The organism is Vibrio sp. 10N.222.49.C12 (assembly GCF_041475025.1).
GTDB lineage: Bacteria > Pseudomonadota > Gammaproteobacteria > Enterobacterales > Vibrionaceae > Vibrio > Vibrio crassostreae_C.
Genome location: NZ_JBFRVF010000098.1, coordinates 1 through 12293, shown reverse-complemented (window position 1 = coordinate 12293; position 12293 = coordinate 1). Strand labels below are relative to the sequence as shown.

General features: G+C 44.8%; 11 protein-coding genes, 1 tRNA gene, 1 other RNA gene and 1 pseudogene. 10 read left to right on the top strand and 4 right to left on the bottom strand.

The window, feature by feature from the left end:
• Positions 1-22 precede the first annotated feature (22 nt).
• Positions 23-107: transfer RNA gene (locus AB4583_RS20550), tRNA-Tyr, on the bottom strand.
• A 564-nt stretch (positions 108-671) separates the two neighbouring features.
• Between AB4583_RS20550 and AB4583_RS20545 the strand changes: the two genes are divergently transcribed.
• From AB4583_RS20545 to AB4583_RS20535, 3 genes are all read left to right on the top strand, one after another.
• Entirely contained in the window at positions 672-1748 is a 1077-nt protein-coding gene (locus tag AB4583_RS20545; RefSeq protein WP_017070261.1) for an efflux RND transporter periplasmic adaptor subunit, read from the top strand.
• On the top strand, positions 1748-4861 hold the full coding sequence (gene vexH, locus AB4583_RS20540; RefSeq protein ID WP_372119166.1) for a vibriobactin export RND transporter permease subunit VexH: 3114 nt from the start codon (positions 1748-1750) through the stop codon (positions 4859-4861). The genes AB4583_RS20545 and vexH overlap by 1 nt, the downstream gene beginning before the upstream one ends.
• Before the next feature lie 158 nt (positions 4862-5019).
• A complete protein-coding gene (locus AB4583_RS20535; protein ID WP_004736423.1) occupies positions 5020-5340 on the top strand; it encodes a DUF1244 domain-containing protein in 321 nt (106 codons plus the stop codon).
• A 90-nt stretch (positions 5341-5430) separates the two neighbouring features.
• On the opposite strand, the gene AB4583_RS20530 is transcribed toward AB4583_RS20535, so the two are convergent.
• Positions 5431-6498, bottom strand: a complete 1068-nt coding sequence (locus AB4583_RS20530; protein WP_372119163.1) for a PLP-dependent cysteine synthase family protein — start codon at positions 6496-6498, stop codon at positions 5431-5433.
• A 129-nt stretch (positions 6499-6627) separates the two neighbouring features.
• Here AB4583_RS20530 and AB4583_RS20525 point away from each other — a divergent pair, with 129 nt between their 5' ends.
• Positions 6628-7101: an Lrp/AsnC family transcriptional regulator gene (locus tag AB4583_RS20525; RefSeq protein ID WP_017062025.1), complete on the top strand. Its 474-nt coding sequence runs from the start codon at positions 6628-6630 to the stop codon at positions 7099-7101.
• Positions 7102-7190: 89 nt separating this feature from the next.
• Positions 7191-7856 carry a hypothetical protein gene (locus AB4583_RS20520; RefSeq protein ID WP_372119160.1) on the top strand — a complete coding sequence of 222 codons (666 nt, stop codon included), beginning with the start codon at positions 7191-7193 and terminating at the stop codon, positions 7854-7856.
• A 133-nt stretch (positions 7857-7989) separates the two neighbouring features.
• On the opposite strand, the gene tesB is transcribed toward AB4583_RS20520, so the two are convergent.
• On the bottom strand, positions 7990-8850 hold the full coding sequence (gene tesB / locus AB4583_RS20515; protein WP_029235187.1) for an acyl-CoA thioesterase II: 861 nt from the start codon (positions 8848-8850) through the stop codon (positions 7990-7992).
• A gap of 168 nt (positions 8851-9018) precedes the next feature.
• Here tesB and AB4583_RS20510 point away from each other — a divergent pair, with 168 nt between their 5' ends.
• A complete protein-coding gene (locus AB4583_RS20510; protein ID WP_017058951.1) occupies positions 9019-9459 on the top strand; it encodes a YbaY family lipoprotein in 441 nt (146 codons plus the stop codon).
• Between the two features lie 75 nt (positions 9460-9534).
• Here the strand turns inward: AB4583_RS20510 and AB4583_RS20505 are convergent, their stop codons facing one another.
• Positions 9535-9837 carry an MGMT family protein gene (locus AB4583_RS20505; RefSeq protein WP_017058952.1) on the bottom strand — a complete coding sequence of 101 codons (303 nt, stop codon included), beginning with the start codon at positions 9835-9837 and terminating at the stop codon, positions 9535-9537.
• Positions 9838-10064: 227 nt separating this feature from the next.
• Between AB4583_RS20505 and AB4583_RS20500 the strand changes: the two genes are divergently transcribed.
• The 4 genes and pseudogenes from AB4583_RS20500 to AB4583_RS20485 all read left to right on the top strand — a co-directional run.
• Positions 10065-10808 (top strand): hypothetical protein, encoded by a 744-nt coding sequence (locus AB4583_RS20500; RefSeq protein WP_017071711.1) that lies wholly within the window; start codon positions 10065-10067, stop codon positions 10806-10808.
• A gap of 196 nt (positions 10809-11004) precedes the next feature.
• Positions 11005-11101, top strand: an RNA gene (gene ffs / locus AB4583_RS20495) — signal recognition particle sRNA small type.
• A gap of 138 nt (positions 11102-11239) precedes the next feature.
• The gene (locus tag AB4583_RS20490; RefSeq protein WP_017631046.1) at positions 11240-11863 is read left to right on the top strand and encodes a TnsA endonuclease N-terminal domain-containing protein; all 624 of its coding nucleotides are present in this window, start codon (positions 11240-11242) and stop codon (positions 11861-11863) included.
• 2 nt (positions 11864-11865) lie between these two features.
• Positions 11866-12293 (top strand): annotated as a pseudogene (locus tag AB4583_RS20485) (hypothetical protein); the annotation flags it as partial.

The following is a 12293-nucleotide window of genomic DNA, read 5'->3' as shown; positions in this document are numbered from 1 at the left end:
CTTAAAAGAGGTAAGAAGAATATGGTGGAGGGAGACGGATTCGAACCATCGAAGGCAGTGCCGGCAGATTTACAGTCTGCTCCCTTTGGCCACTCGGGAACCCCTCCAGGGTGTTTTTTCCTAACTCATAATGGATAGGCTAAAGAGATGTTTTTCCCAACGCATCTCTCAAGTGCGGAGCGCATCATAGCAAACACGCTAAACCTGTAAAGGGTTTTTCTTATGGTTTTGTGTTAAATGCTGCCTTTTTGGGCAAAGATGGCGAAAAGTACGCATATTGCTCGCGAAGTGAACATCTGTACTAAGGTTTACGTACTGATAGGTAACACCTTGAGGTGACAGGCTTTCTGTATTGTGTTCAATGTGTCTAAAACGTGATGAAACGTAAATGGAATTTAATCTAGATTTACACTTCTTGACGTTACAGCATTCATCAGTTGATAGAATACGGTTAATTTCATTTATAGATAATAATACCTATCGTAGTAAGTAACTTGTCATTCTAGCTTGCTAAAATGCTCGAGAACAGCGTCAGATATTTTGATTGTAGAATAACTACTTATCGAAACTATCTGTTGAAAAGAGCTGCCTTGTTCTCAAGCCTTTTCCCTACGCTATTTCTGACCACTTACTCACTGTGATTGGTATAAACTTACTTGCAGACCATTATTATGAAGCGTAAATCTGTTTTAACCCTGCTTAGCTTGTCTATTCTTATGGCGTCTCCAGCCGTACTCGCTAAACGTATGGGCCCAAGCACTGTCACTGTTGTTACTGAGCAGGTTGATATTCACCAAGTTAGCCAATCTCTTTCGTTGGTCGGTAAGCTAGAAGCCGACCAATCGGTAATGATCACTTCTGAAGTGGCTGGCAGAGTGGACTCTATCAACATTAAAGCCAATCAAGATGTCACTAAAGGGCAGATGTTGGTTCAACTCGACGATGACAAAGCAAAAGCGGCAGTTGCAGAAGCGCAAGCTTATCTAAAAGACGAGCAACGTAAGCTAGCGGAATTTCAACGCCTAGTGAAACGTAACGCGATCACGCAAACTGAAATTGACGCTCAGAAAACGAACGTAGAGATTGCCAACGCTCGTTTAGCTGCTGCAAATGCCAATCTGAAAGATCTTCACATCAGCGCGCCATTCTCGGGCACTGTTGGTTTTATCGACTTTAGCCGCGGTAAAATGGTGACAGCAGGTACTGAACTCGTGACCTTAGATGACCTATCGGTAATGCAATTAGATCTGCAGATCCCGGAGCGCTACCTTTCTAAACTGTCTAAAGGTATGAAAGTAACGGCTCGCACTAGCGCATGGGGCGACACTCAGTTCACTGGTACTGTAGTAGGCATTGATTCTCGTATTAACGCTGAAACCTTGAACCTTCGAGTTCGAATCCACTTCGACAACAATAATGATTATCTAAAGCCAGGTATGTTAGTGGCGGCGGATATGGACTTCCCACCAGTGGAAGCGCCAATCATTCCAGTTCAAGCGCTTGAGTATTCAGGTACGAAGCGTTTCGTTTATGTTATCGACGAAGATAATAAAGCAACTCGTACAGAAGTTTTCCTTGGGGCACGTATCGATAACGAAGTCGTGATCGACAAAGGCATCGAAATTGGCCAGAAGATCGTGGTGCAAGGTATCGTGAACATGCGTGACGGCGTCTTGGTTCAAGAGCTTGCCGTTAATCGCCCAGCTGATGCAGCAAGTGATAAAAAAGCACAAGAAGGCGCTAACTAATGTTGTTATCTGATGTTTCTGTAAAGAGACCAGTAGCGGCCGTCGTATTGAGCCTACTATTGGTTGTGTTTGGTATTGTCTCTTTCAATAAGCTCGCGGTTCGTGAGATGCCAGATATTGAAAGCCCGGTAGTATCGATCAGTACTCGTTATGAGGGTGCGTCTGCCACCATCATTGAAAGCCAAATAACCTCCAACCTTGAAGACCAGTTATCCGGCATCAGTGGTATCGATGAGATCGAATCCACAACGCGTAACGGTATGTCGCGTATCACGATTACTTTTGAGCTTGGTTACGACCTCAATACCGGTGTGAGTGATGTTCGTGATGCTGTAGCTCGTGCGCAGCGTTCATTGCCCGATGAAGCCGACGACCCAATTGTTTATAAGAACAATGGTAGTGGTGAAGCTTCGGTCTACATCAACTTAAGTTCGACAGAGATGGACCGAACGCAGTTAACCGACTACACCGAACGTGTGTTGATTGACCGCTTTAGTTTGATTTCTGGCGTGAGCTCGGTGGATATCTCAGGTGGCTTGTACAAAGTAATGTACGTCAAGCTGAAACCTGCGCAGATGGCGGGTCGTGGTGTTACTACCTCCGACATCACATCTGCGTTGAACAGTGAGAACATTGAAAGCCCGGGTGGTGAAGTACGTAACGATGCGATTGTGATGTCGGTTCGTACTGCTCGTTCTTACACTGAAGCTGAAGATTTCGAATACCTAGTCGTTAAACGTGCCTCTGATAACACACCTATCTACTTGAAAGACGTAGCGGATGTTTACATTGGCGCAGAAAACGAGAACTCGACCTTTAAGAGTGACGGCGTTGTTAACGTAAGTATGGGTATCGTGCCTCAGTCAGATGCGAACCCACTTGAGGTGGCTGACTTAGTCCATAAAGAAGTCGAAGCAATTCAAAAGTTCTTGCCAGACGGTACTCGTTTAGCTGTCGATTATGACTCAACAGTCTTTATTGACCGTTCAATCTCAGAGGTATACAGCACGCTCTTTATCACGGGCGGCTTGGTTATCCTTGTGCTTTACATCTTTATTGGTCAAGCACGTGCAACACTTATTCCAGCGGTAACCGTACCTGTATCTCTGATCTCGTCGTTTATTGCCGCGTACTACTTCGGTTTCTCCATCAACCTGATTACCCTGATGGCACTTATCCTGTCGATTGGTTTGGTGGTAGATGATGCGATCGTGGTGGTTGAGAACATTTTCCACCATATCGAACGTGGTGAGTCACCTCTGCTTGCGGCCTATAAAGGTACTCGTGAAGTAGGCTTCGCGGTAATCGCAACAACGCTTGTATTGGTAATGGTATTCCTACCAATCTCGTTCATGGACGGCATGGTTGGCCTATTGTTTACCGAGTTTTCTGTATTGCTTGCGATGTCGGTGATCTTCTCGTCGCTAGTCGCATTAACGCTAACGCCAGTGCTAGGCAGTAAGATCCTTAAAGCGAACGTTAAACCAAACCGTTTCAATTTGTTTGTCGAGCGCGTATTTGGCAAGCTTGAGTCTGGATACCGCGCGGTATTGCGCCGTGCTCTTAAGTGGCGTTGGGCCGCTCCAATCATCATTATCGCGTGTATGGGCGGTAGTTATGGCTTGATGCAACAAGTGCCGTCGCAACTGACGCCACAAGAAGACCGTGGTGTTATATTTGCGTTTGTTCGTGGTGCCGATGCAACCAGTTACAACCGTATGTCTGCCAACATGGACATCGTTGAAGAACGCTTAATGCCATTGCTTGGTCAGGGCTTCTTGAAGTCATTCAGTATTCAATCACCAGCGTTTGGTGGTAATGCGGGTGACCAAACGGGCTTCGTAATCATGATCCTAGAAGACTGGGATGAGCGTGACGTTACCGCACAAGAAGCGTTGAACGAAGTTCGTAAATCGTTGAACGGCATTCCAGATGTGCGTGTATTCCCGTTCATGCCGGGCTTCAAAGGTGGTTCAAGTGAGCCTGTTCAATTCGTACTTGGCGGTTCTGATTACTCTGAACTTCAGAAGTGGGCAGAGCTCTTAAAGCAAGCGGCTGAAGATTCTCCAATGATGGAAGGCGCGGACATCGATTACTCTGAGAAAACACCAGAGCTATTGGTAACCGTAGATAAGCAGCGTGCAGCAGAGCTAGGTGTTAGCGTTTCAGACATTTCAGATACGTTAGAAATCATGCTTGGCGGCCGCAGTGAAACGACCTTCGTTGACCGTGGTGAAGAGTACGACGTGTATCTGCGTGGTGATGAAAACAGCTTCAACAACGCGAACGATCTAAGCCAAATCTACATGCGAACTCAGTCTGGTGAGCTGGTTACACTTGATACGCTGACGCACATTGAAGAAGTGGCTTCATCGATTCGTTTGTCGCACTACAACAAGCAGAAATCGGTGACCATTAAAGCGAACCTAATGGAAGGTTACACGCTGGGTGACGCGCTCGATTTCCTTGATGAACAAGCGATTGAACAGCTACCGGGTGATATTTCAGTGAGCTACTCTGGCGAGTCAAAAGACTTTAAAGAGAACCAATCAAGTATCCTAGTGGTGTTTGCGCTAGCGATGCTGGTCGCATACTTGGTACTGGCCGCGCAGTTTGAAAGCTTCATTAACCCGCTGGTGGTGATGTTCACCGTACCTATGGGTATCTTCGGTGGCTTCTTAGGCTTGGTGCTGATGAGTCAAGGGCTCAACGTCTACAGCCAGATTGGTATGATCATGTTGATCGGTATGGTAACCAAAAACGGTATCTTGATCGTAGAGTTTGCTAACCAACTTCGTGACCGTGGTATTGAGTTTGAAAAGGCGATCATTGATGCTTCTGCTCGACGCTTACGTCCAATCATGATGACGGCATTCACGACGCTGGCTGGTGCAATTCCATTGATTACTTCAACGGGCGCAGGCTATGAAAGCCGAGTGGCTGTGGGTACGGTTATCTTCTTCGGTATGGGCTTCGCGACATTGGTAACTCTGTTCGTTATCCCTGCGATGTACCGACTGATTTCAGGATCAACACGCTCTCCGGGTCACGTGGAAGCGGAACTTAATAAAGAGCTTAGCCATGACAACGTGGGAAGAAGCAGTCACGGTTAATGAACACGCACGGCCAATGAACACGCACGATTAATGAACACGGAATAGTGTAACAATATTGAAAAGCCTGCGTTTGCTCCTAGCGAATTGCAGGCTTTTTTTGTATAACAAACAGAGCTCAACGAATTAATACAATAGATCGAATAAAGGAAAGTAAAGTGGCTGAATTTAAATACAAAGATCTTTCTCAAGAAGAACAAGATAAGCTGGATGCAGCAACCTTTCGTCGCCTGCTAGCACACCTAGATAACAATAAAGATGTGCAGAACATCGATCTGATGATCTTGGCTGGCTTCTGCCGAAACTGTTTCAGTAAATGGTACAAAGCGGAAGCAGAGCAACAAGGCTTAGACTTGGATATCGATGACGCTCGTGAGCGTGTATACGGCATGACTTACGATGAGTGGAAACAAAACCATCAACCAAAAGCGACGCCTGAACAACTCGCGGCATTTGAAGCGAAGCAGAAGCCAGAGTAATTTGTTCTCGTTAGTGGCTGACTAATAGAATGAATAAACAAAAAGAGCCCATCAAGGGCTCTTTTCTATTTCGAACTATCGGTTTTGAACTTAAGCCAACTCACCCGTTTGCGAGAAAGCTTCTAACTTCGCTGCATAAGGTTGTAGGTCACCGATATTCAGATTTACCCACTCGTCATTGAAGTAAGTATCTAGGTAACGCTCACCGCTGTCACATAGCAAAGTCACGATAGAACCTTTTTCGCCACGTGCTTTCATTTCACTGGCTAACTGAAGCACACCGTACATGTTAGTCCCGGTTGATGCGCCGACCTTGCGACCAAGAATGTCAGATAACCAATGTGTCGTTGCGATACTTGCTGCGTCTGGGATTTTACGCATTTCGTCAACCACACCAGGAATGAAGCTTGGTTCTGCTCGTGGGCGACCAATGCCTTCAATCTTGCTGAATGTATTGCCTTTCACGTTCGCATTGCCTGTTTGGAAGTATTCGTGGAATACAGAGTTCTCAGGGTCGACAACACAAAGCTTAGTTTCATGTTGTTGGTAGCGAATGAAACGGCCAATCGTCGCTGAAGTACCACCAGTACCTGGGCTCATTACTACCCAAGCCGGAACTGGGTGATCTTCCATCTGCATTTGATTGAAAATCGAGTTCGCGATGTTGTTGTTACCACGCCAGTCGGTTGCGCGCTCAGCGTAAGTAAATTGATCCATGTAGTGACCATTCAATTCTTCTGCTAAACGGCGAGACTCATCGTAAATTTCATCTGAGCGGTCCACAAGATGCGCTTGGCCGCCGTAGAATTCAATTTGCTCGATCTTTTTCTTCGCTGTGCATTTTGGCATTACCGCGATAAATGGAAGGCCAAGTAGGCGAGCGAAGTAAGCTTCAGACACCGCAGTACTGCCCGATGAAGATTCAATGATCGTGGTTTCTGGGCCAACCCAACCGTTACAGATAGCGTATAAGAAGAGAGAACGCGCTAAACGGTGCTTTAAAGAGCCTGTAGGGTGTGTGCTTTCATCTTTAAGGTAAACATCAATGCCTTCGATACTTGGTAGATCGAGCTTGATAAGGTGCGTATCCGCTGAGCGTTGGTAGTCCGCTTCAATTTTACGAATCGCGTTGTTAATCCATTGATGGTCAGTGCACATAAACGTTCTCCTGATCGAGTGTAGGAATTCTTTGTAATTGGTATGGTTCTAATTTATCTATAATCGGAGAGAAAAACTTTGCCATATTTGCTTTGTTTTGCTTAAATTGTAGAAAATTATTCTCTTTAAATGCGATTTGGTGAAAGTGTGATAGATGCCGTAGATAAAAAAATATTAGGGTTACTGCAAGAAGACAGCACCCTGTCATTGAACGATATTTCTGAAGCGGTCAATCTCACTACAACGCCTTGTTGGAAAAGGCTTAAGCGCCTCGAAGAGAACGGCATTATTGAGAAAAGAGTTGCACTGCTGAACCCGGAAAAACTGGATCTTTCCTTTACTGCGTTCGTATTGGTGAAAACCAGTGATCATTCTCATGAGTGGTATGGTCGTTTTGTGAATACTGTGTCGGAATTTCCAGAAGTGATGGAGTTCTATCGCATGGCTGGCGAATATGATTATATGATGAAGGTTCAGGTTAAAGACATGAAGTGCTTTGATGATTTCTATAAGCGCTTGGTGAATAGCATTGATGGTATCTCTAATGTGACCTCGACGTTTGCGATGGAACCATTGAAGTACACGACAGCATTGCCGCTTTAAGCTGCGCCTAGTAATAGATTAACTATCGCTTTAGTTTAACTATCTTCTCAGTTTAGATCTCGTCTCTGCGATAAAGAAAAGGATTATTCATGTTTTCAAAAGTATCTACCGCTATCCAGCTGGTACTGGCGGTCGCCATTTTTTACTTGGGTTACACCATCTACTCATTGACTAATAAAGTCGGTGAAATCGTTGATACTTACCCGCAAGTTATCGAAGACATATCGGGCCTCACCAAAGGGCTCAAAGTAGAAGAGCTATTAGCGCTTGCAGAACATGTCAGCGATCTTGCTCCTCAGGTGTTAAACACTGTCGAAGAAGTTAGAAAGACGATCGATGATGTGAATCAAACCGTAGCCTCGGTCGACAACAAAATCCCTGCGATATTAGATGAAGTGAAAAATGTTCGAACGGAAGTCGAGCAGGTAAGAACCGATGTTATTCCACCAACATTAACTGAATTAAAGAGATACCGCGTAGACGTAATGCCACCAATGCTCGCTGAAAGTAAGTCTTACCGCGAACAGACTATTCCTGTCATCGTCACGGAATCTGAAATGCTACGAGCGGAAGTCCCAGGTATTTTGGCACAAGCTAATTTGTTAGCTGATAAGAGTAAGGAACTCGCTCAGGGAGCCGCTGAGGGCGCGGTGAAAGGCGTAGTGTTATCGCCATTTAACCTTCTACGAGACGCAGGTGATGGCATTAAAACGCGAGTTCAAGGCGAGTTTGAGCCAACGTTAGAAGTTGAGTAGGTTTTATTGATTTTTGCGTGACGAGTTTTCTTAGGCGTCATTAAAGAAAGAGGCTAGGTATTAAACCTAGCCTCTTTTTGTTTGTGCGTATTTGGGGCTTGTAAGAAGCGTTTATCCGCTATTTATTTGAGTGCTATTTAGTAAAACGCATCACACCTTCTTGTACTGCTGTCGCTACCAGCTCACCTTTCTGGTTGAAGATCTCGCCGCGCACTAGGCCGCGAGTGTTCGCTGCCGTTGGGCTTTCAATCGCATAAAGCAGCCATTCGTCCATTTTGAATGGGCGGTGGAACCAGATTGAGTGGTCAATCGTCGCCACTTGAAAATTTGGCGTCATGATAGAGACTTCATGTGGGTGAAGCGCCGTCACTAAGAATCCCCAATCCGATGCGTAGGCAAGCAGGTATTGGTGGATCAAGTGGTTGTCTGGCATCGCGCCATTCGCTCTTACCCAAAGGTATTGTTTCGCTTCCGTCTTCTTAGGTTTCAGTGGGTTTACCACCGTCACCGGACGCATCTCAATCGGCTTTTCGCCACAGAAGGTTTTGCGCAGTTTCTCTGGTAAGAATTCCGCAATGTGGCTCGCTAATTCAGTTTCTGAGGCAAAGTTCTCTGGTCCCGGAATATCAGGCATTGAAATCTGGTGCTCAAACCCTGGCGCATCGCCATGATAAGAAGCAGTGAGATAGAAAATAGGGCGGCCATTTTGAATCGCTTTTACACGGCGTGTGCTAAAGCTGCGTCCATCTCGTAGGTTCTCAACATCGTAAATGATTGGTTTTTCAGGATCGCCGGGAAACAGAAAATAACTGTGGAACGAGTGAACACTACGGTCGTCTTGAACGGTATAACGAGCAGCAGAAAGCGCTTGTCCCAATACCTGACCGCCGTATACCTGTGGTAGGCCTAGGTTCTCACTTTGCCCACGGAATAAACCTTCTTCCAGTTTTTCTAGCTGAAGTAAACTTAGTAATTCTTGTAAAGGTTGACTCATCGCCAGCATTCCTCTTCGTAAAATGGGTGTCAGATTATGGTGTTAATCATTTAGCTTAGTCAGATATCTGTCAATAAATCATAGGGTTTCAAGACAGAATATGAAAGCTCTCTTATAATTGGTGAGTAGATTTGCCGAGTCCGGCAAACATGTTGAGAGAAATTGAATATGAAAAAGGCTCTAATTCTTATTACGTCTTTAGTATCGTTTGGCCTACTTGTTGGTTGCCAAGCAACATCAGAAACGAGCGCTTCTCAAGAAGTGGTTGCAGAGAACACTCAAGTGATTTCAGGAACAGTAAGCTACCGTGAAAGAATTGCATTGCCAGAGAATGCAGTGGTTACCGTTACGCTAGAAGATATCTCACTGGCTGATGCACCATCGACGGTTATCGCAACTCAAGAGTTCACCACAGACGGTAAGCAAGTACCGTTCGCATTCGAGCTGAGCTACGACAACGACAAAATTAAAGCTAACCACCGTTACAACATGCGCGCATCGATTCATGTTGACGGTAAACTGCGTTTCATAACGGACACGATTAAGTCAGTAATTACTGATGTAGAAAATACACAGCAAGCAGACCTACGTTTGGTTGGTGTTCGTTAATCAGAAATCGATGCCACTGTTAAGACATCTTGATTGGCTTAACTTAGCCAGTTGAATTGACGATTAGTGGCAGCTCTAGGGCTGCCATTTGTATATTCTGAGTTTAACTTTTCCTGCATCACTCACCTCAACCCCTTCTTTAACCAAATGCTGCTTTTGTCTGTCGAACGAATCAGCCTTTAAAGATATTTCACCCTTGCTGTTTATCACTCGATACCAAGGCAGTTTGCTACCTTCTGGCAGGTTACCCAGCGCTTTACCAACATGGCGCGCATAGCCCGGAAATCCTGAAAAACGTGCTATGTCTCCATAAGTTGTTACTTTCCCATATGGAATTTGGTGAATCACAGCAAAGATTTGGCTTAAAAATTGGTCCATACTAAATGTTCCTAGTTCATAAATACCAATCACAGTAAGTAAGTGTTCAAAAATAGCGCAGGGAAAAAGCTTGAGAGCAAGGCCGCTCTTTTTGATAAGAAGTTTTGATAAGTAGTTATTCTACAATCAAAAAATCTAACGAGGTTATCGAGTTTTTTAACAAGCTAGGGTGACCAGTTAATTACTACGATTGGTATGGTACCACGGATCGGTAGAAGGAGAGGGCTATGGTATTTACAACGTTTCAGTTCTTGATCACCACATTATTAGCGGTTGTTTGCGCGAGAGCAATCAGTTTAAGTGAGGGAGATATCCCGGTGCTTGCAATGGTCATTCCTGCCTTATGGATTTTACCGCAGGGAGGCATAGCAGGATTAGCTTTGCTTGCTGCCATGACCACTTATGGTCTAACCCTTCCTTTGCAGCCTATCACGCTGTCTGTCAGTGCGTGGGTACTGTTCCCGCTATTGATGGTGGTCTTTTCAAGACGCAGTAGTTTGTCGGTCGTGATTATTTCCGGCTTGATTGTGACTACTTTGCAGGTCGGGATCATGGTGACACAATCAGCAGGCAAGCTTGAAGGCGTCCCGTGGGTTACCACACTTCAGACCTTATCTATCATCGTAATTTGGTGGGCGGCAAATCATCTTAAGCCTGCCAGCCGACACAGCTGGTGGTCATTAGGCTTAATACTTCCATTATGGATAGCCGATTTACCTTATGCCGCTTTGGTTGCCTTGTGTATAACGGGCATCATGGCATCGATGGAAACGCTGACGCGCTTGAAAACCTTCCGCTGGAATAAACTATTATGTTGGACACTGCCAACGGTCGGCTTTGCGGCTCTGGTGATTACTCCAAGCATCGAAGTACCAAGCCCAGTCTTTGTGGTGTGGTTGTGTCTATTAGGTACCGCGTGGATGACAGACTACATCATTCGCACAGAAGATAACGAAGACATCGATATCTAGTACTCCAGCAATCCAAACCTTCCAAATGCAGGTAAATGGTGAATTTACCTGCGATTTTCTAGTGGTTTGAATAAAGGATAAGCACTTAGACCGCAATTGTTCAAAAATAGGGTGGAAGGGCTTGCAATGGTTGCTGTGATGCTTAATAATCCAATCACTCTTTGAGGCAAGCCTCTTAGAAAACGAATCTATGGGGGCCTGGTCCTCCCGCAACAATAGCTCGTGAACTCGGTCAGGCCTGGAAGGGAGCAGCCGCAGCGAGTGACTTGTGTGCCGGGATGTGGCTGGGTTCCCACCCCTTATGAAGCCTGCAATATATGTTCGCATAAATTGCAGGCTTTCTTCATTTCTGCATCATAAGTCTTCATATTTGCACCATAAGTCTTCATAGTCTATTTTTTGTTGTAGGTTTACAACAAAAGTGATTTGCTATGTTCGACCAAACCAAGAAATCATCTCACGTACACAACATCTGTAAGTTCATGAGCTTGAAGAATGATGCGGTTGTTCGCACTCTCTCCATTTTGGAGTTCGATTTCTGCTTTCACCTCGAATATAACGCAAACATTAAAAGTTTTACCTCTCAACCTTTTGGCTTCCACTATCAATTCAATAATCGTAAGTGCCGATATACCCCAGATTTTTTAGTAACAGATCACAACGAGCAGTCAACCCTCTTCGAAGTAAAACACTCTAGTCAGATTCTCAAACCTGATTTCAGGAATAGATTTGAAGAGAAACAAAGGGTTGCGTTGAATGAGTTCAACAGACGCTTAGTTTTGGTTACTGAGAAACAAATTAGAATGGGACCGACGTTAGATAACTTTAAGTTACTACACCGTTATTCCGGATTGCGAACCGTGACTGAGTTTCAAAAGCTAGTATTGGCGTTTATTCAACGAAAACAAATGGTGCAGCTACAAGAGGTGTCTTTGTATTTCGGTTTATCGGAGCAAGACACACTTATCTCTACTCTTCCTTGGATCTCTTCGGGGCAAATCAAAACAGACCTCAACAATATTGGCTTTGGCCTCGAAACCTACGTTTGGTGTTAACTATGCCATCGGACTCTAACAACATATTTGGGTTCTTTGATGAATTTGAAGCTTCAGAGGGAGAGTCTCAGCAGCTTCCAATAGAGCTAATTCATGAACCTATTGAAATATCCTCAACTATTGATTCTCAATCACCGAAGGTACAGCAAGAAGTTATCCGTCGTATCAAAATCATCGCGTTCGTAGAGAAGCGTTTAAAAGGCGGATGGACCGAGAAAAACTTGAACCCTCTCTTAACTCTTGTGGAATCGGAATTACAACTCATTCCCCCGAGTTGGCGAACTTTAGCAACTTGGAAAAAATCTTACTTTGAAGCGGGTAAAGACCCATGTGCGCTTATTCCTAAGCATACGTTTAAAGGCAATCGACAAAAAGCGGTGTTTTTCAAGGTAGTTGTCATCATTTGCTTGCTTATTAAGCAGCTTCTCTT

Excerpts from the sequence above, each read along its gene's own strand:
- AB4583_RS20545 (WP_017070261.1), top strand. The coding sequence starts at position 672 with ATGAAGCGTAAATCTGTTTTAACCCTGCTTAGCTTGTCTATTCTTATG.
- vexH (WP_372119166.1), top strand. The coding sequence starts at position 1,748 with ATGTTGTTATCTGATGTTTCTGTAAAGAGACCAGTAGCGGCCGTCGTA.
- AB4583_RS20530 (WP_372119163.1), bottom strand. The coding sequence starts at position 6,498 with ATGTGCACTGACCATCAATGGATTAACAACGCGATTCGTAAAATTGAA.
- AB4583_RS20525 (WP_017062025.1), top strand. The coding sequence starts at position 6,628 with ATGCGATTTGGTGAAAGTGTGATAGATGCCGTAGATAAAAAAATATTA.
- AB4583_RS20520 (WP_372119160.1), top strand. The coding sequence starts at position 7,191 with ATGTTTTCAAAAGTATCTACCGCTATCCAGCTGGTACTGGCGGTCGCC.
- tesB (WP_029235187.1), bottom strand. The coding sequence starts at position 8,850 with ATGAGTCAACCTTTACAAGAATTACTAAGTTTACTTCAGCTAGAAAAA.
- AB4583_RS20510 (WP_017058951.1), top strand. The coding sequence starts at position 9,019 with ATGAAAAAGGCTCTAATTCTTATTACGTCTTTAGTATCGTTTGGCCTA.
- AB4583_RS20505 (WP_017058952.1), bottom strand. The coding sequence starts at position 9,837 with ATGGACCAATTTTTAAGCCAAATCTTTGCTGTGATTCACCAAATTCCA.
- AB4583_RS20500 (WP_017071711.1), top strand. The coding sequence starts at position 10,065 with ATGGTATTTACAACGTTTCAGTTCTTGATCACCACATTATTAGCGGTT.
- AB4583_RS20490 (WP_017631046.1), top strand. The coding sequence starts at position 11,240 with ATGTTCGACCAAACCAAGAAATCATCTCACGTACACAACATCTGTAAG.